Below are 23,355 nucleotides of genomic sequence, written 5' to 3' on the forward strand. Positions count from 1 at the left end.
GGCCTGCGCCGTCCGAAACTAACTCTTCTTTCGTGAGAGTTCATTAACTATCCTGGCAATATCCGACGGCCGAATAAAAACCATGCTTGCTACGGAAATATCCAGACGTCGCTTTACCTGCATGAGCCCGATGCTGGTGACGGTAAATGTTCCCCCCAGCGTTGCAAGGGACGCTCCTAGCGATCCCATCTGCGGAACGAGCAGCAACAGAAACGCGACGTTGATCAACAGTCCCGCCAACAGCGCAAGACTTCTGTCATGGGCATGACCTCGTCCCGTCAGGGCAGCTCCGGCAACCGTGCCAGGAGCTGAAGCAAGCCCTGCCAACAGCAAAACTAGGGAGGTGGGTATCGCATCCTCAAAGGATGGGCCGAACAACGGTGTAAACCAAACTGGAATCGATATCGCTGCGGCCGAGGTAAGGCCGAGAACCAGAATTACGAGTACCCGCGACGAGAAAGCCACGCGGTCATTGGACGAAGCCCTGCTTTCCTTGGCCAAAAGAATACTTCCGAATGCTGCTGTCAGGAAAAATGGGATATCACCCACGTTTACGGCGGCTGCGTAAAAACCTAGTTGCTCAGACGACGAGAGTGGGAGTATCAGAACCTGATCGAGTCGTGTGATAAGTATGCCGGCAATAGATCCAAGCCATACCCTGCTGCCAAAGGTCGTCATTGCGCGTACTTGATGACTAAGTGAAGAATCTGATGCAGACTTGGGAAGGTGTATGAATAGTCTTATGTAAGCAACATAACCAACAAGCGGAGCCGAAACCAATACAATAAACGCCGTCTGGACATTTAGATTTTGAATCAAGGCTAGGCCGGCTATACCAACCAATCGGCTCACACCTGTTGCGGCCTTCTCAAAGTTCAATGTCGTCCACTGCTGAAGACCCTGAGCTACTCCCCTCAGCGACCAAAGAAGAAGAGTAGGTACAGCGGCTACGGCCGACAATTGAACCAAATCCATGACGGTTCTCGACCCGCCGGACAAATAACCGGACAGTCCGAGGAGTGCGAGGGCTGCTATCAATCCCATGAGAAGTAGGCATAGTGCCGCACCAGCTAAAGCCGTCCGACTATCACCAACTGTTTTCCCGAGACGATGAGTAATCGCTTCGGGAAGTCCCAACGTTAGTGCGGCACTGAGTAGAACAAGCGGCATAGTGGCAGCTGCCAGTTCCCCACGCCCTGCGACACCGAGCTGGTACGCCAAGATCGGGGCGCAAAGGAGCGTGGAAAGCGGACCGACAAGATTGCCGGCTGTTGTTGTTAACACATGAAATGATGAGCTGCGAACTGGGCGGTCCTTGGCCGAAGTGGTCATGTGCGGGCTCCCGTTCCTAGTGGCCGGTCTGTCTGTGGGGCAAAGCGCTACCTGATGGGCGTTTCGAGGGCCGCAGCCAGTAATTTCATAAGTCGCTCGCCAAAGAACTTGAATTTTGCCGACACGCCTAAGATGGTAGCTCGAAATTATGAGCGGGGAAACACGGATGCGCGGCGTCGAGCCTCGGCTGGTTGTCGTTCCTTTTCATTCGCAAGATCATAGGAGCGGTATTCGTAAGAATATGAATCCAGACCCTTTGTAGGCACCAGATTGAGTACCAAGCCCAAGAGTTTTCCTCCGACTAAGTCCAATGCCCCCAACGACTTTTGCAGGTCATGCTGTTTGACCTTCTGTGTGCCAACGACAACCAAGACACCGCCCACAAATTGCGCCAGAATACCGGCATCCGTGACGGGGAGGAGAGGAGGAGCGTCAATAATTACAGTGTCGAACGCAAGCTCCAAACTTGCCAGCAAGTTCTGCATCGCATCTGATCCGAGGAGCTCGCTCGGATTCGGCGGGATCTGTCCCGATGCAAGGACATAGAGGTTATCGTCCCCCCAGGGCTGTAATAACTCATTTACATCAGACGCGCCAACCAACACTGTGGTGAGCCCGGCCGTTCGATCGAGGCCCAGATATTCGTTGACAGTGGGACGCCGTAAGTCGGCATCCACAAGGCAAACAGCTTTTCCAGATCGAGCGAGTGCAATTGCCAGATTCGTCGCAGTTGTGCTTTTTCCCTCGCCGGGGAGCGAGGACGTGACAACAATACTCTTAGAATGAGAGGCGACGCTTGCAAACTGCAGGTTAGTTCTGAGCTGGCGGTAAGACTCAGCCCTGGCTCCGTGAGTGGAGGTGTTTGTCAACAGCGGATCTTTAGCGACTGCCTGGTCAAACGCAATGCGACCTAGGAGAGGCGCATTGGTCACGCGTTGTAGATCAGCTTCGCTTCGAATCTTCTTGTCAAGTGCCGAACGAAGGGCAGCAGCGCCGAGTCCCGAGGAGAGCCCAACGAAAAATCCAAAGATTAAGTTGAGTTTAGTATTCGGGGCTGACGGGGAAGTTGGTGCCGATGCAGGTGTAATCACCGATAGGCCGACTGGTGACTCACCTCCGGAATTGGGCTTTTCCAAGGAGTCCACTGCCCTCACAAGGCTATCGGCGACTCCTTGGGCTATCGCGGCCGCCTGTACGGGCGAGCTGTCGGATACAGAAATCGTTATGAGGACAGTGTTTGGGTCAGTAGATGCTTTTACCCTTTGGGCCAACTCCTCAGGCGAGATGTCCAGGCCGAGAAGATCGATCGTGGGTTGCAAGACTATTGGTGTCCCAACGGTTTTCACATATGACTGGACACGAGCCTGACTAAACGTGTTGCCCTGTTGCAACTCCTGAACGGTGCCAGATCCCTGAATCGCCACAAATAGTTGCGTTTCAGCCGTGTATGTTGGACGGATCAGAAGTGAGACCGCGCCTCCGGTAAGCACACCGAGGAAGGTCAACGCAACAATGATCAGCCAGTGTCGCCGCATAATACGGATGTAGTCATTTATCGCCAACTGGGTCCCCCTACTACGAGCCAATCAAATCGGGTCGTTCTAACGCCGAGATCGCCGGCGCGCGAGTCCGGACTCGGATATTCTAGCCCTTTGGCGGCGATCATTTGGACCATGAGTCAATCCTCTGGTGGCAGAAGACAGCAACGCGTGGTCACTTTCAATGGATACTAGGAGTCTTTTTTCAGGGACAGACCGCGACGAGAAGACACTCTCCTCGCTGGGTTTCCGGCCCATATCTCGCCGGCTGGGATGCTCCTGAGTACTACCGAATTGGCTCCGACAACGGCATCTTGTCCGATGCGTAATACTTCCCCCGAGCGGAACAGCACACAGGCGTTGGCTCCAATGAGCGCGCGGTCACCGATTTCTATATGACCAAGTGCGGCAGCGGCGCGGGGCGGAAGGTGGGTGTCCGCCCGCCCGAGCGTTACCCCCTGATATATCTTAACGTTGTCTCTAATGACAGTACGCTCATGGATCACGAGCCCAACGGCCCCGTGCGGCAGCTCTAGACACTGTCCGACCGAGACACTCGGGGGAATGTTGACTCCCATTATGCGAAGTACGGCCGTTGCAATAGGGCCAACGTGCCGTCTGTGACTTAGATAAACCAGTTGTTCCACAAGTGCCATTCCGCCATCATTGCAGGTCTTTTGGTTGAGCCGCAGCATCGATGATCGGACGCAGGATAGCTGCGTAACATTCGTCTACGTTTGCAAGGTCCCCGCCCGTTTCTGTCCCGAGTGGCATTTGAACGGTGGACCGGAGCACTAAGATTCACTTGAAACCATGCAATTATATTCGGGGGGCAATTGTGGCGACGCTGGAACGTAGCCAAGCATGGCAACGCAGATACACGCAGAGGATCCGTGTCGTAGACGCAGCCGTTGTTGTTTGGGCTGTCGCAGGCGCTTTCGGTGTACGATTCGGATTTACTGACATCAATAGCGGGCATGCCGAAGATGTTGACTATCTACTTCTCTCTGCTGCGCTTGCAACCAGTTGGTGGCTGATGTTGGAATTTTGGGGTACTCGTGACCCTCGAGTCCTTGGCTCTGGCGCTGACGAGTACAAGCGCGTAATTTCCAGTTCCGCGTGGTTATTCGGTTTGGTTGCAGTCGTATCCTACGGGCTGCGTATCGACACAGCACGTGGCTATGTCGGCCTGGCGTTTCCTGCAGGAGCCTTTGGATTGCTCGCCGCACGTTGGCTAATCCGCCAACATCTCAGCATGGATCGCAGACGCGGAGGAAGTAACAGTCGCGTTCTCATTGTTGGCGGCCCTCACTCCGCGAGTCATTTGGTCCGCTCCCTAAGAAGCGCACCTGACGCCGGATACTTGCCAGTCGCGGCCCACTTGCCTGGCGCTGGGGCAGAGTCGATGGAGGATGCAAAACTGGCCGTTCCGGTCACAGGCGTAGGCAGCGACTACGACTCAATCTTGTCAGCGATTCTTGAAACAAGAGTGGATGCGGTGGCCATCTCAGCAGGTGTGAACATACATCCCCATGACCTTCGCAGGTTGGGCTGGGAGCTGTCTGCTCGGGATATTGGCATGATCCTGGCTCCCGCCCTAACTGACGTTGCTGGTCCACGTATTCACACTCAGCCAGTCGCTGGCCTCCCTCTCATCCATGTCTCAACGCCGAAGCTTACGGGCGGTAAGAAGGTCGCCAAGCGGACTTTCGACATTGCCATCGCAAGTATTCTCGTGCTACTGCTCTCGCCCCTCCTCCTTATCCTGGGACTCCTAGTCAAGCTCACGAGTGAGGGGCCCGTGTTCTACCGACAAGAGCGTGTCGGGCTTCGAGGCTCAAGCTTTTATATGCTCAAGTTCCGTTCCATGAAGGTGAACGCCGACGACGAGCTGCTTAGATTACTCGATGCCCAAGGCTCTGCCGGTAAGCCTCTTTTCAAAATAGAGAACGACCCACGAATTACTTCAGTCGGCCGTGTTCTTCGTAAGTATTCGCTTGACGAACTGCCGCAGCTGCTTAACGTCATCGGCGGAAGTATGAGTCTCGTGGGTCCCCGACCTCAGCGAGACGGAGAGGTCGCCTTATACGACGACGCAGCCCATCGTCGCCTATACGTGAGCCCAGGGATGAGTGGGCTGTGGCAGGTGAGCGGTCGATCAAACCTTACGTGGGAGGAAAGCATCCGTCTGGACCTCTACTATGTGGAGAATTGGTCCCTCATGGGCGACGTAGTCATCCTATTCCGAACGTTCAGGGCGGTCTTCGCCAGCACTGGAGCGTTCTGACCGACGCTATCGAGTCGTCGCAAACACTATTCCGCTAAGGGGAAGGCAAGTTTCATGCGTATTTCAGTAATAGGGTGCGGCTACCTTGGAGCTGTCCATGCAGCCTGTATGGCGAAGCTCGGGCATACTGTCGTCGGGATCGACGTGGACGAGAAAAAGATCGCAGATCTTTCAGACACTAAGGCGCCGTTCTATGAACCCGGTCTTGAAGCCCTCCTCCAGGAAGTTCAAGAGACAGGTCGGCTAACATTCACAACTAACATGGCTGCCGCATCCGGAAGTGATGCGCATTTCATCTGCGTTGGCACTCCTCAAAAAAAGGGTGAAAACGGTGCTGACCTCACCTATGTGGATGCCGCGATTCGGGACCTTGTCCCACACCTAGCCCCTGGGGATCTCGTCGTCGGCAAGTCCACCGTCCCCGTCGGTACGGCAGCCAGACTGGCTGAATTACTCTCTGAACACCATCCCGACATCCACCTCGTGTGGAACCCAGAGTTTCTTCGCGAAGGCCACGCAGTATCTGACACACTGCATCCCGATCGTTTCGTTTATGGAGTGTCTGACGGTTCAGAAGACCACCCCGCCGTGACGGTACTGGACGGCGTCTATGCAATTCCTCTGTCAGAGGGAACGCCACGCCTGGTTATGGACCTACCGACTTCCGAACTAGTGAAGACTGCGGCAAATTCTTTCCTCGCAACAAAGATCTCGTTCATCAACGCTATGGCCGAACTCTGCGAGGCGGCTGGAGCAGACGTAACTCGTCTTGCCGACGCAATAGGAATGGACGATAGGATCGGCCGGAAGTTCCTCCATGCAGGAATAGGCTTCGGTGGGGGTTGCCTTCCCAAAGACATTCGAGCCTTCATGGCGCGAGCAGGCGAACTGGGAGCCGATCAGGCGCTGACGTTCCTCCGCGAAGTAGACGCAATCAATATGCGCCGCCGCTCACGCGTCGTGGAATTGACTCGTGAGCTATGCGGAGATCTCCTCCTCGGCAAGCGGGTCACTGTCCTCGGCGCAGCGTTTAAGCCCGAAAGTGACGATGTACGCGATTCGCCAGCCTTAAGCATCGCGGCCCAGCTGCAACTTCAAGGTGCTGTCGTAACTGTTACCGACCCAAAGGCAATAAAGAACGCCGCCCGGCGATTCCCCGAGCTTCAGTATGAGCAAGACCTCGACTCCGCTGTCCAGAATGCCGATGCCGTCCTGCTTCTTACCGAGTGGCAGGAATACCGCGAACTCGACCCATATCTGCTCAAAGACTCTGTCTCAACGCCCCGGATTCTGGATGGCCGCAACGTCCTTGACCCCGGCAAGTGGCGTGACGCGGGTTGGCACTACCGCGGACTCGGACGGCCATAGCCAGTGAACAGTCGCGATAATAATAACGTAGATGGTATTGAGACATCCGGTAAGAAGGTCGCCTGGTCCCGACAGCGATTACGTCGAAGACTTACTATCGCAGCGATCTCGACGGCTCTTCTGGCGATTATCGTCATAGCAGCAGGCCTTTGGTTGGGGTCAAAGACGGCAACAGTCAGGTCCGAATTACAATCAGCCACAGCCCTACTTCCAACGCTCAAGTCTCAACTAGCCGCCAATGATGCCGCAGCGGCGACGAGTACCGTGGCAGCCCTGGTCCAGCACACCGGGTCGGCTCGCGAGGCCGCCGATGACCCACTATGGAAGGCAACTGCATTGCTTCCGTGGGTGGGACCCAACCTTCAGGCGGCAAGCGAAGTGGCAACGTCCGCGGACGACGTTGCTCGTCTCGGAGCCGTCCCACTAGTTCGTGCCTTCCAGCTATTGGATTGGAAGACTCTAACGCCGACGTCGGAAGGGATGGATCTCACACCGTTGAGGACGGCTGCACCAAAGGTTCAGGCGGCCGCGAACGCGGTTCGACAATCCTCCGAACGTCTAAACAGCATCGAGACCGGAAGCCTCCTGCCGCAGATCTCAGCCCCCTTGTTGGAGGCTCGTGAAGAGTTGGCTGGTCTCAGCAGACAACTCGAATCAGCTGCGGATGCTGCCAATCTAGCTCCCACCATGTTGGGTGCCGACACCCCACGACGGTACCTGCTCCTGATGCAGAACAGCGCCGAATCCAGAGCAACGGGCGGTATCCCTGGTGCATTGGCTGTTCTCAGCTTGAATAAGGGCAAACTGCAACTCGAATCCCAAACGAACGCCGGCGCCCTGGGGACCTTCGTCCCGCCCATAGCCGCTGATGCCGAGCAAGAGGTGATCTACTCCGCCCGCATCGGCAAGTTCATGCAGGATGTGAACCTCACACCGGATTTCGCCACAACGGCCCGCATCGCACATGCCATGTGGGAGAAGAAGACGGGGGAGCGTTTAGACGGGGTTCTGTCCATCGATCCTGTGGCCCTAAGCTTCCTGCTTGAGGCGACCGGTCCTGTGCAAATCACGGACCCCGCCGTACAAAAAATTGGCGAAAACCTCCCCTTAGAACTGAATTCAAAAAATGTAGTGCGCACGCTACTTTCCGACGCCTACGCATCTATCAAAAATCCCGACCTTCAGGATGTCTACTTCGCCGGTGCGGCCAAGGAGATCTTTTCCGCCATCTCAAATGGAAAGAGTGACCCCAAGCGCTTGATTGATGCTGTAGCCACGGGCGTCGATGAACGCCGGATCTTGCTGTGGTCCGCGACGTCCCAGGATCAGGCCACCATCGATAAGTACACAATCGCAGGAGCCGTCTCCGGATCAAGTGTTTCTCCCACAGAATTTGGGGTCTACTTTAACGACGGTACTGGCGCAAAAATGGACTACTGGATCAAGCGCACTGTTCAGGTGGTCAAGGACTGCACGCGAGACGGATACCGCGATGTGGGCGTGCGGGTAACCAGCACAAACATGGCGCCCGCAGACGCTGCAACTTCGCTGCCGGCCTATGTGACCGGCAATGGAGCTTTTGGCGTTCCGGCGGGCAGCGTCCAGACTAACGTCATAGCCTACGGCCCAGCCCAATCAGATATTGACACGGTTGTCAAAGATGGAAAACAGATCCCGTTCGCTGCCCATCGACACAGTCAACGATCTGTTGGAATGACTACCATCAGACTTGCCCCCGGGGCGAGCACAACCTTGGAGTTCAATTTTGGTCGCATCGTGCAGCATAGTGATCCCCAAATAGTTGTCACACCGACCACGCAACCAGTCAAGGACGTGGTCCTGGCCGCACAAATGACCCCTTGTGAATAGGACAAGACGAGTTCGTTAATCTTTTGTAACGGGTCTGGATTTTCTTTGCTGCGACTAGCACTGAAATGGTAAGTTCTACTTGGGCAACACATGAGATTTCGCCTAAGGGTCGCTCAGGGCCTCGGAAATCTCCATCACACACGTGGTAACCAAATCGGGTCTCAGGGGGACACACATGAAGAAATCTCTTGCAGCGCTTACGCTTGCAGGTTCCATTGCACTTGTTGGCGCAGTTCCGGCCGTCGCGACCAACTACCCAGCACCGAACTCCGGCGTTGCAGTTTCCGACGCATCAGTGGCACCAGGCGAAGCATTTACTTTTAGTGGCACAGGTTTTACTCCAGGTGAAGGCATCACCATCACCGTCACGCCAACCGGCACCCCAGCAGCTAGCGGCGGTAGCGTTTCTGCCGGTAGCCTCTCCGTCTCAGGTCGCATTCCGCTTGCACCCTCGACGCTGGGCGCAGTAGCTGACGCAAACGGGGCCTTTGCAACTCCAGTTGCAATCGACACTCCCGGGGCATACGCACTGACTGCTAGGGGCAACACGTCAGGCCACACTGTTGGTCCCGTCACCGTGGTAGTCGGAGGCACCGCTCTTTCCAACACGGGCGGCAACTCCGGAACAGGAACGGGCCTAGCCAACACTGGCGGCGTTCCCCTGGCAAACACTGGCGCTGACTCCAGCCTGATCCTGTGGTCCCTGGTGGGCGCAGGTGCATTGGCAGCCGGTACCGCATCCGTGGTGGTCGCCCGCCGCCGCGCCAAGAACACCGAGGCTGCTGCGTAGGGCACCACGCTTCAAACCTTGGGTGGCTTGTCGCCGGAGATTGTTTCGTCGACAAGCCACCCTTTTCTGTTTTCGCGTTCCTGATCCAAGAGCTTCTGTGATATTCATATGATCATGGGGCGACATTGGCGTAGGCGACGGTGGCATTTCGAGCTACGTTTGCCCGCCTACCGGGTACCGACGTTGCCCCAGGAATTTCCCCAATACGTTCTCTTGGCACTGCTGGCAGTTGCCGCCGCTAGCGTCAGCGCCTGGGCACTAATCCGAACTTCCTGAGGTGCAATTGAATAACACAATCCCCTGGCGGATAGCTCTGGCTGCATATTTGGGGGGCTTGGCTGTTGTTGGCTTTTGGCCTTCTCCAGTGGATCAACCAATCCAAGGAACACTCGCGACATTACTGAAATTCCTCCACGGGCACGGCGTACCGTCTTGGTTCGACTACCACGTTGTGGAATCCTCGGCAAACGTAGCTATGTTCATTCCCTTCGGAATGCTTGCAGCTGTGGCCTTCCCAGCGCGTGCCTGGTGGGTCATCACTGGGCTTGGCATCATAGTTTCCACATGCATGGAGCTAGGGCAATTACTATTCATTACAGCCCGCTATTCAAGCCTGGTTGACGTTGTCATGAACACACTTGGGACTGTCATAGGCGTCGCCGCAGTGCGGTTGATCGCCCGGACTAGGCGTCCAAGATTCGCGTAGTCCCGAGCCAATTCCTAACCGATAAAGCCCTTCATCCAAGTCTTCAAATCCTCACCGAATTCGGGACGCTCAGAGGCCAGAGTGATCACGGCCTTCAGATAGCTGAGCTTGTCGCCTGTATCGTAGCGTCGGCCGCGGAAGACTACGCCATAGACACCTGAGCCTTCGCCCTCCCCTGCGGCGACAGTTTGCAGGGCGTCAGTCAGCTGAATCTCTCCACCACGGCCGGGCCCAGTGTTCTCCAAGACGTCGAAGACAGCCGGGTGCAGGACATAGCGTCCAATAATCGCCAGGTTGGACGGCGCATCTTCCACTTTGGGCTTCTCAACCAAGCTATTGACGCGGACATAGCCTTCACCGTCAATGGAAGAGATATCGGCACAGCCATAGGCGCTGATCTGTGATGGCTCCACCTCGATCAGAGCGACGACTGAGCCACCGGTCTTCTGCTGGACTTCCATCATTGTGGTCAGGAGTTCGTCGCGTTCATCGATAAGGTCATCTCCCAACAGAACCGCAAACGGTTCATCGCCGACGTGCTGGCGGGCGCAAAGCACAGCATGACCCAGGCCCTTTGGTTCACCTTGGCGAACGTAGTGGATAGGCCCAAGCGCCGATGCGTGTTGGACGGCGTCCAAGCGCGCCTGGTCGCCCTTAAGCTCCAAGGACCGTTCAAGTGCCGGCGTCCTGTCGAAATGGTCTTCCAGCGCCCGCTTGCTTTGGCCCGTGATCATGAGGATGTCAGTGAGTCCGGCATTTACAGCTTCCTCGACGACGTACTGGATAGCCGGTGCGTCCACAACCGGCAGCATCTCCTTCGGCATGGCCTTGGTGGCGGGCAAGAAACGTGTTCCCAATCCAGCAGCCGGAATTACAGCTTTACGCACAATATTCCCCCATGTAGTCATGAGCAAACTCTATAAACCCTCACGGGAATTACGAAATTTGATATACGTATATTAGTTAATGATTTTCAGAGTGTCTACCATTTTTCAGGAGACGCTTCAAATTCGTGATCAAGGAAGGGCAGGTGCTTTCCGGTTTCATGGAAAACACCTGCCCTCTGTGAAGACGTATTTACCTGCTGGAGCCTAAGCTCTGCCCTTGGCGCGGCGACGAATTACGGCTGCAGATGCTGCACTGGCAGCCAGGGCGCCTCCGCCGACCAGGGACCACAGGACCAAGCTGGAATCGGCAGCGGTGTTGGCCTGGCCAGCTGCGGTAACGCTAGAAGCACCGGTTAATCCGGAACTGCCCTTGCCGCCGCCGTGGTTACCGCCGCCATTGTTGTTGCCTCCACCATTGCCGGAATTCACAGTTATGGCAGCCCAACGCGTGTTGCCGGACGTGGCACCGACGGCAGCGATCTTGTAGTTGCCACCATCCGCAAAGGTAATGGAGGTGGAGAAAGCGCCGCTGCCGTCAGCAATAACGCTGAAGCTCGACGGAGCAGGCCGCTCGCCGGACGAATCCTTCTTGCCGCCGGTCCGCTGGAACGTAACATTGATGGTTTCGCCGGCGAAGTAGCCAGTGCCGGCGAAAGTGATGGATTCGCCGGCAGCTATGGTGCCGTCGGAAACGGTGCCCTGCTCGTTGCCCGGCGCCGGGTAGGTGGATGCCACGGCCGGAGCGGTGCCAGCCAGTGCGATTACTCCTGCAAGCGCAAGCGCTGCAATAGACTTCTTCAAATTGTCCCCCCTGAGACGAATTACGATATTCATGTGATGTTGCGGATGCAGATCCCCCATGGAATAGCGTTCCGAAATCCCAGCTGTCTATCCAGGGACGACGATATCATTCACGGCTTGCCCATAGCAGGGCTACTTCAGAGTAGTTACACAGGATTAACCTATCGTCTATCTGGTCGACTCGCAGTCACGAAGTCGCCCAGTGTCAGGTTTATCGACTGTTTTTGACAGCAGACTTGCGATTAATGACAACCAAACGAGTGCCTTCGTCAGTAAGGTTGTCCAATCTTGTCTTGCAATGCTTGCCCTGCGTGCCAGCACACTTCCATGGGCGCACAGGTGTGGTCGGTCGGCAGCGGTTCCGGTCCAACCAGGACCCAGATCTAATCCGCATCCACTACCCGGGCGGAGCTCCCTTGGCTGCGGACAAGCATAGGTGGGGCCGTCAACCCTTCCACTGCAGCGAAGTTTCAAACGATCATTTCCTCGCGGAGCTTTCCCGGCTGACCAAGAAATGAAAATGGCTCCATCATTGCGCGTCATGGATCGGTGTGCGCGCACACTTCCAACATGTGACGTGCCGCCGAAAGGCTTCGGTTCCTTGTGGGTTTCGACCGGAGACTTGTAACAATGACAACGTCACGAGCGCACCGCCAGTAAAACAGTTCAATCTGCTCCTGGCAGTGCGTGCAGTCCGTGCCAATACACCCCCCATTGGCGGGCAGTGTGGTCGGTCAGCGGCGGTGACCGACCACACCCACAAGCCAGATCCAATCCATTACGGGCTCAATGTCTCTGCGCGCTCCATCGCAGCCTGAGCCGCTCCGGCGTCGCCCATACGCTGGTAAATCGCCGAGAGAATGCGCCAAGGCGTGTCCAGCGTCGGATCGAGCGTCGCTGCCTTTTGAAGGTCATCAATGCTCTCGGAAGTACGCCCAAGTCCGAAATTTGCCACACCACGTTGGACAAAGAGACTGGTCGATGAGGGCGCCTCCGCCAGCAACTCGTCCAACACTGCCTTTGCGTCGTCCAGTTCACCGCTGTAGATGTATCCGATGGCAAGCGCAAGACCGGCCTCTTGGGAATGCGGCGTGGACTCGCGCGCCAGGCGCGCCCATTCAACTGCGTGCTGGGCTGAGAGCTGGTCCCCCGTTGTTGCAGGTCCGGCAAAGGCCTGGGCCGCGAGCAATGCCGTATCGCTGTCCCACGGCCTCAGGCTGTGGCCCAGTTGAAAGGCCTTGTCCGCACCTTCAGCATCCCCTGCCCGGGCCGCTTGTGCGCCAGAGCTCATTGACCACTCCGCCAGAGTGGCCGGAACGGCAACTGCCAGGCAGGCGCATGCAAAGGCGAGTCCTCCGACGCTTGGAAGCAGGGGGCCGAACCTCGTTATCCACGCATTGGCTGGTGGTTTGACCAAAGTGGAGGCAGCCGGAATGCTATCCCTCCCCACCAGACCACCGCACAGCAATGCCACCAACGCGGTGGTGCCGATGGAAGTGAAATGCGTCAGGAGAGCAATCCAGTACGCCGATATGGCAACGCCCGTTATCACCAGGTACCGCTTGAGATCGGGGTCCTGGGCTTCCATTAGACGCTTTCGGACCAACCACACAGCGGTCCCCACACAGGTTAGGGCGAGTAGAAGCAGGGGAAAGCCGCCCGCGGCCAAAGCTTGCAGGATCCAATTGTGCGGAGAGTCGGTCGGGAAGGTATCGCCAACACTTCGGGCCCAGTCATCATTCAGGTACTCAGGCAAAGCGTCGACGAAGCCACTGGGGCCAACCCCGGATAGCGGATGGTCGGATATCAAGGCCAGGCTCCTATTCCACAGGAGCAATCGCCCGTCCACGGTTCCGGCTGAGAGCAGCCGTTCCCTCGTAGCCGGGACAATGAAAACAGCAAGGGCAAACCCGGCAGTAACCGCTCCGGCCCCCAACACAGTCCTAAATCCGGACCATTTTCGGCTTCGCATCCACAGGATGGCGACATACAACGAAACCATCGCCAACCCGAAAAGAGCTGCTCGCGATCCAGAGAGAACAACGACGGCGGCACTGGCCGGCAGCCCTGCGCGCCGCAGCCACAATTGCCAACCCTCTTCAGAGGAAGACTGTGAAGATAGAATCCCCGCGATAATCAATCCAACGAGTCCCTGATCCGTTGCGTTGCCCAGGGTTGCACCCGGCCGGTCATTCAAACCGCCGCCTAAAGGGCGGAGGCCAAAGGATTCCATGACGGAGACCGCAAGCAGGGGAAGGGACACGGCCGCCAGCGAAAGACGCAGGACCTTCCATTGAGGAAGAGACACACTCCCGCCCAGCAGCTTGGCACCGACTACGAAAATGGCCACGTACAACCCGAGTGTCAGAAGGCCCTCATACCGTGGCCACCGCCCGAAGAGACTGGGCCAGGGGCTTCCAGATAGCGACATTGCGAGCAAGATCCACAGCGCAAGGGAGAAAACGAGGAACCCCAGCAAGCGTGGGACCCGGGCACCGGTTGGCGAAAGAAGGCCAAAAAGGACGGCGAGAATCATTATCGTGATTTTGATCCAGACGAATCTGAAGAGCCCACCAGGCTGAAACGCCAGAATGGAAGTGGCCGTCAGAAGGATACACATCCCGGGAAACCGCGAGGTTGCCAGGGAGATGCGCGGGCGCCTCGATTTTTTGCTCACAGTCTTCCCCCAACATTTCCTTTTCCACTAAGCGAACTGCACAGTTGTTCAAGAATGTGCCAACCAATTCGCCAACATCGAAAGCCGAACGGTGATTGGCAACACCGATTCCTGTGGGTTCAAACTCAAGAATGGAGGAGCTCCGGAACCCTGCCAAAGATCATGCACGGCCCTTGTCATTATTTGACTTGTTGACGAGATCGTGGATTTCGTCGCTACACTAAGCCTAAATTTACAAGCTTCAGGGCTCAGAGACTTCGTTCACCTCTGGGAGCCGCTTGTGCATATTGGGGGGCCTATGCTGCACTTTGCCACAAATCTGCGTGTCTGGATTTCCGTCTTACTTGCTGCGGCAGCCGGGATGTTTTTCTTAGGCGCACTCCAAGCAACCGCTGCCGAAACTTCACTTGCCAGCATTAGCGGTAAGGTCACCGCTCCCACGGGAGTCATTCTCAGCGACGTGAGAGTGGAGGTGTATGAAACCAATTCGCCTGACTTCTACGTCGATTCTGTTTCGGTCGCTTCCGATGGCAGCTATAACGTGCCGGGACTTCAGCCAGACAGCTACAAACTGAAATTCTCGGCCAACGGCACAGGCGCCCTGGACACGTGGTACACCAACGCTTCCACGTTCGACGACGCCACTGCCGTCACGCTCACCAGCGGTCAGAACCTCCTTGGGGTCAATGCGACGCTCGTCAAAGGCGCCTCCATCAGCGGCCAAGTCACCGCGCCAGCCGGCGTCACCCTCAGTGGCGCAAAGGTGGAGGCCTACCCAACCAGCGGAGGCGACCAGTACGCGGCGTCCGCCTACGTTGGTTCTGACAGTAACTACAAGATCATCGGCCTTCCTGCTGGCACCTACAAACTCAAGTTCACCGGATACAACACTGGGGCCTTGGATCAATGGCATAGCAACGCCGTATCCTTCGAAACAGCCACCGCCGTGTCCCTCACCGCCGGGCAGGACCTCACAGGCATCAACGCGACCCTCGTAAAGGGCGCCACGATCGCGGGGAAAGTCACCGCTCCTGCCGGCATAGACGTCAATGGCGCAAGCGTTGAGCTCTACAAGGCAAGCTCGGAGAATTCCTTTGTAGGCTCCGCATACGTCAATTCGGACGGCACCTATAAGTTCATTGGGCTGCAAGCCGGCAGCTACAAGCTGAAGTTTGCCGGTGGTGACACAGGGGCGCTGGATCAGTGGCACAGCAACGCTGCGTCGTTCGGTGCCGCGACCGCCGTCGACATAACCTCCGGCCAGGATCTCACTGGCATCAATGCCACCCTGGTCAAGGGCGCCACCATCAGTGGCAAGGTCACTGCACCCGCCGGAGTCACCCTCCAAAACTCGAGGGTCTACGTCTACAAGGCCAACGACCCAAACTCCTATGTCGTCTCCACCTACCCTGCCTCCGATGGAAGCTACAAGATCATCGGGCTTCCGGCCGGCACTTACAAAGTGAAGTTCGGTGGAAACAATACGGGGGCTTTGGAGCAGTGGTACAACAACACTGCGTCCTTCGACACTGCCACCCCCGTGGCTCTCACCGTCGGCCAGGATCTTACTGGCGTCAACGCCACATTGGTCAAGGGCGCTACCATCAGCGGCAAAGTCACAGCACCCGCCGGCGTCGCCCTAGCAAACACTTACGTGTACCTCTATAGGGCCGACGACGCCGGCTCGACCGTCGATTACAGGTGGGTTGGTTCCGACGGCAGCTACAGTTTCATAGGTCTCCCTGCGGGGTCCTACAAACTGAACTTTAAGGGTTACAACAGCGGGGCCCTGGACCAGTGGCACAGCAACGCGGCATCCTTCGATACCGCCACCGCAATTGCCCTCACCACCGGGCAGGACCTGACCGGCATCAACGCCACCCTCGTCAAGGGCGCCACGATCAGCGGCAAAGTCACCGCGCCGGCCGGGGTGACTCTTGGAAACACGTACGCATACGCCTACAGCGCCAGCTTCTCCAGCTCCCCTGTGGAGTCGATTTCTGTAAATTCTGATGGCAGCTACAAGATCATTGGGCTCCCTGCCGGAAGTTACAAATTGAAGTTCAGCGGATATAACAATGGCGCCCTGGACCAGTGGCACAGCAATGCTGCATCCTTTGAAACTGCCACGACCATTACACTCACCGCAGGCCAGGACCTCACCGGCATCAACGCCACCCTCGTCAAGGGCGCCACGATCAGCGGCAAGATCACCGCACCAGCGGGAGTTGACCTGACGAACACGCGGGCAGCGCTGTACAAGACAAACGACTCGTACTCTCCTGTGGATTATGCCGACGCCAACCCGGACGGCACTTACAAATTCACTGGACTACCTGCTGGCAGTTACAAACTGCAATTCTCCGGATATGGCACAGGAACGCTCGATCAGTGGCATCTAAGAGCCACGTCGTTCGATACTGCCACTATCATCGCTCTCACCACCGGACAGGACCTCACCGGTATTAATGCCACGCTCGTTAAGGGCGCAACCGTCAGCGGCAAGGTCACCGCCCCCGCCGGCATAGACGTCCGGGATACTCGGGTGGTGATTTATAAATCCGACTCCACCTACCCCACCATGGGCTCCGCATACCCTGCTTCCGATGGCAGCTACAAGATCACCGGGCTTCCGGCCGGTAGCTACAAAGTGAAGTTCGACGGCGGTGGCACCGGCGCCCTCGAGCAGTGGCACAGCGGTGCGGCCTCCTTTGAAACCGCGACGGCGGTCACTCTCACCAACGGTCAAGACCTCACCGGCATCAACGCCACCTTGGCAAAGGGCGCAACGATTAGTGGCAAGGTCACGCCACCGGCCGGACTCAGCCTCGGATACCTGCAGGTTTCCATCTACAGTTCCGATGACAAATATTCGTATGTGGATTCCACCTACGTTGGTTCCGACGGCAGCTACAAGTTCACTGGGCTTCCGGCTGGCAGCTACAAGGTGAACTTCGGCGGTAACGACGCAAGGACCTTGGGACAGTGGTACAGCAACGCGGCGTCGTTCGAAACAGCTACGGTGCTCTCCGTCACTACCGGCCAGGACCTGGCAGGTATCAACGCCACACTCGTGAAGAGCGCGACTGTCAGCGGAAAAGTCACCGCACCAACCGGCGTCGACCTCGCGAACGCGAGGGTCTATGTGTACAAGTCCGATGACCCGGGATCCTCCGTGTCGTACTCGAACGTCGGTTCCGACGGAACTTACAAGGTGACTGGCCTCTCTGCAGGCAGCTACAAAGTGAACTTCGATGGATACAACACCGGTGCCCTGGAGCAATGGCACAGCAATGCCACTTCCTTCGACGCTGCCACTGTGGTCGCCCTGAGTACCGGCCAAGACCTGGCAGGCATCAACGCCACCTTGGTCAAGGGCGCCACCATCAGCGGTAAAGTGACCGCACCCGCCGGCGTTAATCTAACCAACACCCGGGCCGAGCTCTATAAGACCGACTCGGCCTACAGCGTAGACTCGGCCAACATCGGGTCCGACGGAAGCTACAGGTTCAGCGGGCTCAAGGCTGGCAGCTACAAAGTGAAGTTCACCGGAAACGAGACGGGGGCGTTGGATCAGTGGCACAGCAACGCCGCTTCCTTTGAAACTGCTACCGCTCTCGCCGTCACCACCGGGCAGGACCTCACCGGCATCAACGCCACCTTGGTCAAGGGTGCGACTATCAGCGGGAAAGTCACCGCCCCGGCGGGTGTCAGCCTTTCCACCATCAGGGCCTACGCCTACAAGTCCGACAGCGATTCCTACCCGATCGCGAACTCCATCCTCAGTTCCAATGGCAGCTTCAAGATCATCGGGCTTCCCGCTGGCAGCTACAAAGTGAAATTCTCCGGCTCCAACTCCGGAGCGCTGGACTTATGGCACAGCAACGCCTCGTCCTTCGCCACCGCCACACCCATCACCCTGACTACCAGCCAGGACCTGATAGGAGTCACTGCCACACTCGTCAAAGGTGCGACCATCAGCGGCAAAGTCACGGCACCGGCCGGCGTCAGCCTGAGTGGAGTGAGCGCCGCCGTCTACAAAACCGACAACTCCTACTCCTCCATCGCGAGCACCTACGTCGGTGCGGACGGCAGCTACAAACTCATCGGTCTTCCTGCCGGCAGTTACAAAGTGAATTTCTCCGGTTCCGGTTCCGGCGCCCTCGACCAGTGGCACGCCAACGCTACTTCCTTCGCTACGGGCACCGCCGTCACCCTGACCACAGGCCAGGACCTCACCGGCATCAACGCCACCCTCCTCAAGGGTGCGACGATCAGTGGCAAACTTACTGCACCAGCCGGGACCAATCTGGATAATGCCTACGTTTACGCTTACAAGGCCGACGACCCCAGCTGGTACGTGCAATATGCATCCATCGGTTCAGATGGCAGCTACAGGCTCATTGGCCTCCCGGCCGGCAGCTACAAACTGAACTTCAGTGGATACGACACCGGGGCACTGGACCTCTGGTACAAAACCGGTACTACCTTCGCCACTGGCATGTCCATTACTGTCACCGCAGGACAGGACCTCACCGCCATCAATGCCGCCTACATCAAGGGCGCCACTGTCAGCGGCAAGATCAGCGCGCCCGCAGGCATAGTCGTTCAAGATACGAGGGTGGATCTTTACAAGAGTGATTCGGCCAACTCCTTTGTGGATTCCGCATGGGTCGGTTCGGACGGCGGCTACAAGTTCATCGGACTTCCTGCAGGCAGCTACAAGCTGAAATTCGCGGGAAATGGCTCCGGTGCCTTGGACCAGTGGCACGCCAACGCGGCTTCCTTCGCCACCGCCACGACCATGACGCTGACCACCAGCCAGGACCTCGTCGGCGTCAACGCCACCCTCGCCAAGGGGGCGAGCATCAGCGGCAAAATCACTGCATCTACCGGAATCAACCCTGCCAACATGTACGTCGAGGTCTACTCAGCCACCAGCGCCAGCTCGTCTCTGGTTTCGACTCGGGTCAACATCGACGGCAGCTACAAAATCGTGGGACTGCCTACAGGCTCCTACAGGGTAAAGCTGGTGGGTTCCAGCAGCGGAGCGACTGACCAGTGGTATGGCGGAGCCTCGTTTGAAACGGCATCATCCTTGGCGCTGACCGCGGGGCTGGAGAAGGCATCTGTCAATTTCGCGGCCCAACTCGGCGGTTCAATCGCCGGCAAGGTCTCAGGATCCAAGCAAGGATATTCACCAGTCACGGTCCTGGACGGAACCGGCAACCCCGTCAAGCAAGGCTACTCGGATCAGGCCGGCAACTTCAGCGTCGTGGGACTTGCTGCCGGCTCCTACAAGGTGGCGTTCAACCGTTCCAGTGGTTACTCCACTGAGGAAGCCCAGTTCTACCAGAACAAGCCCGAGTCCGTGGGTGTAGGACAGGCCTCCACTCTGACAGTCCAAGCTGGAAAGCCAGTCCTGAACGTCAACGCGGCTCTGACCTCCGGCAGCACCCTCAGCGGATCTGTTCTCGACAGAACAGGAAAGCCTGTGGCCAGTGTTCGTGTGTACGCCTACACAACCAACGGCTCGCTGGTCACGCGCAGTTCCTACACAGATTCAACGGGCAAATACTCGATTCCAGGGCTAAGCACTGGCCAGTATCTGGTCAAGGTCAGCACCGGGAAGCCGGAACTGGGAGACCTGTATTCAGGGAACGTGACGACCGAAGCTACGGCAAAGCCCGTGGCCATGGTCAGCGGCAACACGACGACGCTCAACCTCGCCTTCCCAGCCCAAGCCCTCACTCCAGCTCCCGTGCCGACCATTACGGGAACGGCCAAGGTCGGGTCGACACTCACCGCAGTACCGGGTGTGTGGGGACCAGCCCCGGTCACGCTGACCTACCAATGGAAAGCCAATGGTGTTGCGGTCACTGGCGGTACCGCCGCAACGTACGTGCCGGTGACCGGTGATGTGGGCAAGACTCTGACGGTTACGGTCACGGCCAGCAAGGTCGGATACACCACTTCCAGTAAAACCTCCGTGGCGACAGCTGCCGTCTTGGCGCTGCCTTCCTTGGCGCCGGCTCCCGTGCCGACCATTACGGGAACGGCCAAGGTCGGGTCGACACTCACCGCAGTACCGGGTGTGTGGGGACCAGCCCCGGTCACGCTGACCTACCAATGGAAAGCCAATGGTGTTGCGGTCACTGGCGGTACCGCCGCAACGTACGTGCCGGTGACCGGTGATGTGGGCAAGACCATCACCGTGACCGTGACGGGCAGCAAGGTCGGATATACGACGGCGAGTAGGACCTCCGTGGCGACAGCCGCGGTCCTTGCCCTCCCGTCATTGGCGCCAGCCCCGGTGCCGACCATCACGGGAACAGCGAAAGTCGGATCGACACTCACCGCGGTTCCAGGTGTTTGGGGACCGGCCCCGGTGACTCTTGCGTACCAGTGGAAAGCCAACGGTGTCTCGGTGGTTGGCGGCACTGCGGCCACGTACGTGCCGGTCACCGGTGATGTGGGCAAAACTCTGACGGTTACGGTGACCGGAAGCAAGGTCGGATACACGACGGCGAGTAGGACCTCCCCAGCGACAGCCGCCGTCCTTGCCCTCCCGTCATTGGCGCCAGCCCCGGTGCCGACCATCACCGGAACAGCGAAAGTCGGATCGACACTCACCGCGGTACCTGGTGTGTGGGGACCAGCACCAGTCAGCCTGGCTTACCAATGGAAAGCCAACGGTGTTTCTGTGGTTGGCGGCACGGCGGCCACGTATGTGCCGGTGGCAGGTGACGTCGGCAAGACTTTGACGGTCACCGTGACGGGCAGCAAGGTCGGATACACGACGGCGAGTAGGACCTCCGTAGCGACAGCCGCCGTCCTGGCCCTGCCAGCGTTGGCGCCGGCTCCGGTGCCGACCATCACCGGCACGCCCAAGGTCGGATCAACTCTCACCGCGGTACCTGGTGTTTGGGGACCAGCACCGGTCACCCTGACCTACCAATGGAAAGCCAACGGCCTGGTGATCACCGGCGCGACCGCCGCGACCTATGTCCCGATCGCCGGCGATGTCGGCAAGACCATCACAGTCACCGTGACCGGCAGCAAAATCGGCTACACCACCGCCAGCAAAACCTCCGCAGCAACCGCCGCGGTCGTTTGAAATGCGCTGCGCGTCAGCATCGATATGTCCCAGAGAACGGGCAGCCGTCCCTACCCGGCAATGCCAGACAGAAACCCCTTCACATCCTCAGCTACCCGTTCCGGGCACTCCCACAACACCAGGTGACCCGTCTTCTCGTAGATATTCAATTGAGCACCGGGGATACGGCTCGCAAGGGTTTCTTGATGGTGTCGCGGCACAATGTGGTCGTGTGCGCCCCACACGATGAGCGTCGGGGCTGAGATGGTTCCGGCTTGGGTTGGCGGGACAGCCTCGTAGTAGCCGCGCAAGGACGCCTTCCAAACGGCTGCCGGCATGGCCAAGCCGTCCCGCACTCTGTCCTCGATGTAGGCAGCGGGCACAGCGTGCAGCAGCCGGTACCAGGACAAAGACTCTCTGACCCAGTCCTCCGAAACCGGATCAGTGAGCTGCTCTACCTCATTCGCAAACGGTGGTTTCCCCTGCAGGCTCAACGGAGACCCAACCAGAATCAGCGATGCCACGAGGTCCGGATGTGTCACAGCGAGTTGTTGGGCCACGTATCCGCCGCTGGATGAACCCAAGACATGAGTCCTCGCTATGCCCAACGCATCAAACGCTGCAACTACGTCTTCCACAACGGCAGTCAGCGAGTACCCGTCTTCGGGCTTGTCGGCCTCACCATGGCCGCGCAGGTCCGGCGCCACCAGAGTAAAGGACGGCAGCGAGGCAATTAGCGGCTCAAAACTCCGCCAGGATTCACCCCACGCATGCATCAAGACCAAGGGCGCGGCGTCGTCGTCGTTCGCTTCACCAAGGTTCCCCTGAACGAAGCAGGGCACGTTGATCCCGGTGCGCAGAGCGATTGTCCTGACCTCGGACTTCATGCGGTCAGCGTACGCCCGCGCTGGCTACTGGACGACCCTCTTGGGTGAATCCGTTGCCGTGTGGCATTCCGCGCAGCACGTCGAGTCCTGGGAGGACTCATCACTGACGACCGCAGCGGGCACAGCGCAACAAACGTCGCCACGCCACGCGTTGATTCCTTCGCGCACGGCGATTGCGGCAATTACCGATGCTGCGCCAGCATCGGCCCACCACCAACCCAGCGTGCTGTTCAGGACCAGGCCAATGAGCAGCACGGCGGAGAGATACGTACACAACAGTGTCTGTTTGGAGTCAGCTACGGCCGTCTTGGAACCGAGCTCACGTCCAGCTCGGCGCTGGGCCCAGGACAACACGGGCATGATCGCCAGGCTGAGGGCCGCTATCACGATGCCGGGCGTCGAGTGCTGGGCCGCTCCCCCACCAGTGAGGGACCTGATGGCATCGAACGTGACGAAGGCGGCGAGGGTGAAGAAGGAAATCGCGATGATCCGCAGGGTTAGGTGCTCGCGCCGCTCGGGGTCCTTGGCGGAGAACTGCCGGGACAATGCCACCGCGGAGGCCACTTCGATCACCGAATCCAGCCCGAAACCAATCAAGGCCGACGAATCCGCCGCGCCGCCAGCCCATAGTGCCGCTGCCGCCTCGATGACGTTGTAGGTGATGGTGGCGGCGGCGAAAAGTCTGATACGGCCTGTCAGGACGGCTCTGCGTTCCGACGCTTCCTGCAGGGCTGTGCTCATGCCAGGCACGTCCCATCAGGAGCACAGCAATTGGGGTCCACCGCCAGGACCACACCGATCAGGTCCTTGATGGCGTGACCCAGACGTGCGTCGGCCAGTTCATAGCGGGTCCTGCGCCCGTCGGGAACCCCGACAACCAGGCCGCACCCGCGCAGGCAGGTGAGGTGGTTGGACATGCTCTGGCGGGAAACACCGAGGGAATCTGCAAGCTCCGAGGGGAATGCGGGTGCATCAGCCAGTGCCAGGAGTACGCGCGCCCTGGTGGCGTCCGAGATCGCGTAGCCGAAGCGGGCCAGCACCGGAGCGTGGGTGAGGGTTTCCATGCGGTTAAAGTACAGCGCATGATGTATTCACGCAATTATGTACTGTTATGCCC

At 58.2% G+C, this 23,355-nt stretch carries 13 protein-coding genes; 5 read left to right on the forward strand and 8 right to left on the reverse strand.

Translation table 11 applies throughout. The annotated features are described in order from the left end of the window. Positions 1-18: 18 nt before the first annotated feature. Together VUN82_19565 and VUN82_19570 are read right to left on the reverse strand one after the other, a co-directional pair. The gene (locus tag VUN82_19565; protein ID XAS71261.1) at positions 19-1,332 is read right to left on the reverse strand and encodes a polysaccharide biosynthesis C-terminal domain-containing protein; all 1,314 of its coding nucleotides are present in this window, start codon (positions 1,330-1,332) and stop codon (positions 19-21) included. Positions 1,333-1,478: 146 nt separating this feature from the next. After that, positions 1,479-2,894, reverse strand: coding sequence for a polysaccharide biosynthesis tyrosine autokinase (locus VUN82_19570; GenBank protein ID XAS71262.1), 1,416 nt, complete (start codon positions 2,892-2,894; stop codon positions 1,479-1,481). An 814-nt stretch (positions 2,895-3,708) separates the two neighbouring features. Here VUN82_19570 and VUN82_19575 point away from each other — a divergent pair. The 4 genes from VUN82_19575 to VUN82_19590 all read left to right on the forward strand — a co-directional run bounded on the left by VUN82_19575 (position 3,709) and on the right by VUN82_19590 (position 9,184). Continuing rightward, positions 3,709-5,157, forward strand: coding sequence for a sugar transferase (locus VUN82_19575; GenBank protein ID XAS71263.1), 1,449 nt, complete (start codon positions 3,709-3,711; stop codon positions 5,155-5,157). A 54-nt stretch (positions 5,158-5,211) separates the two neighbouring features. Beyond that, positions 5,212-6,525, forward strand: coding sequence for a UDP-glucose/GDP-mannose dehydrogenase family protein (locus VUN82_19580; protein ID XAS71264.1), 1,314 nt, complete (start codon positions 5,212-5,214; stop codon positions 6,523-6,525). A gap of 726 nt (positions 6,526-7,251) precedes the next feature. Further along, the gene (locus tag VUN82_19585; GenBank protein ID XAS71265.1) at positions 7,252-8,394 is read left to right on the forward strand and encodes a DUF4012 domain-containing protein; all 1,143 of its coding nucleotides are present in this window, start codon (positions 7,252-7,254) and stop codon (positions 8,392-8,394) included. Positions 8,395-8,569: 175 nt separating this feature from the next. After that, positions 8,570-9,184, forward strand: coding sequence for an LPXTG cell wall anchor domain-containing protein (locus VUN82_19590; protein ID XAS71266.1), 615 nt, complete (start codon positions 8,570-8,572; stop codon positions 9,182-9,184). Between the two features lie 720 nt (positions 9,185-9,904). On the opposite strand, the gene galU is transcribed toward VUN82_19590, so the two are convergent. The 3 genes from galU to VUN82_19605 all read right to left on the reverse strand — a co-directional run bounded on the left by galU (position 9,905) and on the right by VUN82_19605 (position 13,928). Then, positions 9,905-10,798, reverse strand: a complete 894-nt coding sequence (galU, locus tag VUN82_19595) for a UTP--glucose-1-phosphate uridylyltransferase GalU (GenBank protein XAS71267.1) — start codon at positions 10,796-10,798, stop codon at positions 9,905-9,907. 183 nt (positions 10,799-10,981) lie between these two features. Continuing rightward, entirely contained in the window at positions 10,982-11,578 is a 597-nt protein-coding gene (locus VUN82_19600) for a hypothetical protein (GenBank protein ID XAS71268.1), read from the reverse strand. 778 nt (positions 11,579-12,356) lie between these two features. Beyond that, positions 12,357-13,928, reverse strand: a complete 1,572-nt coding sequence (locus VUN82_19605) for an O-antigen ligase family protein (protein ID XAS71269.1) — start codon at positions 13,926-13,928, stop codon at positions 12,357-12,359. A 799-nt stretch (positions 13,929-14,727) separates the two neighbouring features. Between VUN82_19605 and VUN82_19610 the strand changes: the two genes are divergently transcribed. After that, complete coding sequence (locus VUN82_19610) at positions 14,728-21,372, forward strand: carboxypeptidase regulatory-like domain-containing protein (protein XAS71270.1); 6,645 nt, start codon at positions 14,728-14,730, stop codon at positions 21,370-21,372. A 50-nt stretch (positions 21,373-21,422) separates the two neighbouring features. On the opposite strand, the gene VUN82_19615 is transcribed toward VUN82_19610, so the two are convergent. Genes VUN82_19615 through VUN82_19625 form a run of 3 tightly spaced genes read right to left on the reverse strand, consistent with a single transcriptional unit; the run spans position 21,423 to position 23,302 of the window. Next, positions 21,423-22,238: an alpha/beta fold hydrolase gene (locus tag VUN82_19615; protein XAS71271.1), complete on the reverse strand. Its 816-nt coding sequence runs from the start codon at positions 22,236-22,238 to the stop codon at positions 21,423-21,425. Between the two features lie 24 nt (positions 22,239-22,262). Beyond that, positions 22,263-22,979, reverse strand: a complete 717-nt coding sequence (locus tag VUN82_19620) for a cation transporter (GenBank protein XAS71272.1) — start codon at positions 22,977-22,979, stop codon at positions 22,263-22,265. Continuing rightward, positions 22,976-23,302 (reverse strand): metalloregulator ArsR/SmtB family transcription factor, encoded by a 327-nt coding sequence (locus VUN82_19625; protein XAS71273.1) that lies wholly within the window; start codon positions 23,300-23,302, stop codon positions 22,976-22,978. The genes VUN82_19620 and VUN82_19625 overlap by 4 nt, the downstream gene beginning before the upstream one ends. Positions 23,303-23,355 lie beyond the last annotated feature (53 nt).

Source organism: Micrococcaceae bacterium Sec5.1 (genome assembly GCA_039636795.1).
In the GTDB taxonomy this organism is placed as follows: Bacteria; Actinomycetota; Actinomycetes; order Actinomycetales; family Micrococcaceae; genus Arthrobacter.

Excerpts from the sequence above, each read along its gene's own strand:
- VUN82_19565 (XAS71261.1), bottom strand. The coding sequence starts at position 1,332 with ATGACCACTTCGGCCAAGGACCGCCCAGTTCGCAGCTCATCATTTCAT.
- VUN82_19580 (XAS71264.1), top strand. The coding sequence starts at position 5,212 with ATGCGTATTTCAGTAATAGGGTGCGGCTACCTTGGAGCTGTCCATGCA.
- VUN82_19585 (XAS71265.1), top strand. The coding sequence starts at position 7,252 with ATGCAGAACAGCGCCGAATCCAGAGCAACGGGCGGTATCCCTGGTGCA.
- VUN82_19590 (XAS71266.1), top strand. The coding sequence starts at position 8,570 with ATGAAGAAATCTCTTGCAGCGCTTACGCTTGCAGGTTCCATTGCACTT.
- galU (XAS71267.1), bottom strand. The coding sequence starts at position 10,798 with ATGACTACATGGGGGAATATTGTGCGTAAAGCTGTAATTCCGGCTGCT.
- VUN82_19615 (XAS71271.1), bottom strand. The coding sequence starts at position 22,238 with ATGAAGTCCGAGGTCAGGACAATCGCTCTGCGCACCGGGATCAACGTG.
- VUN82_19620 (XAS71272.1), bottom strand. The coding sequence starts at position 22,979 with ATGAGCACAGCCCTGCAGGAAGCGTCGGAACGCAGAGCCGTCCTGACA.
- VUN82_19625 (XAS71273.1), bottom strand. The coding sequence starts at position 23,302 with ATGGAAACCCTCACCCACGCTCCGGTGCTGGCCCGCTTCGGCTACGCG.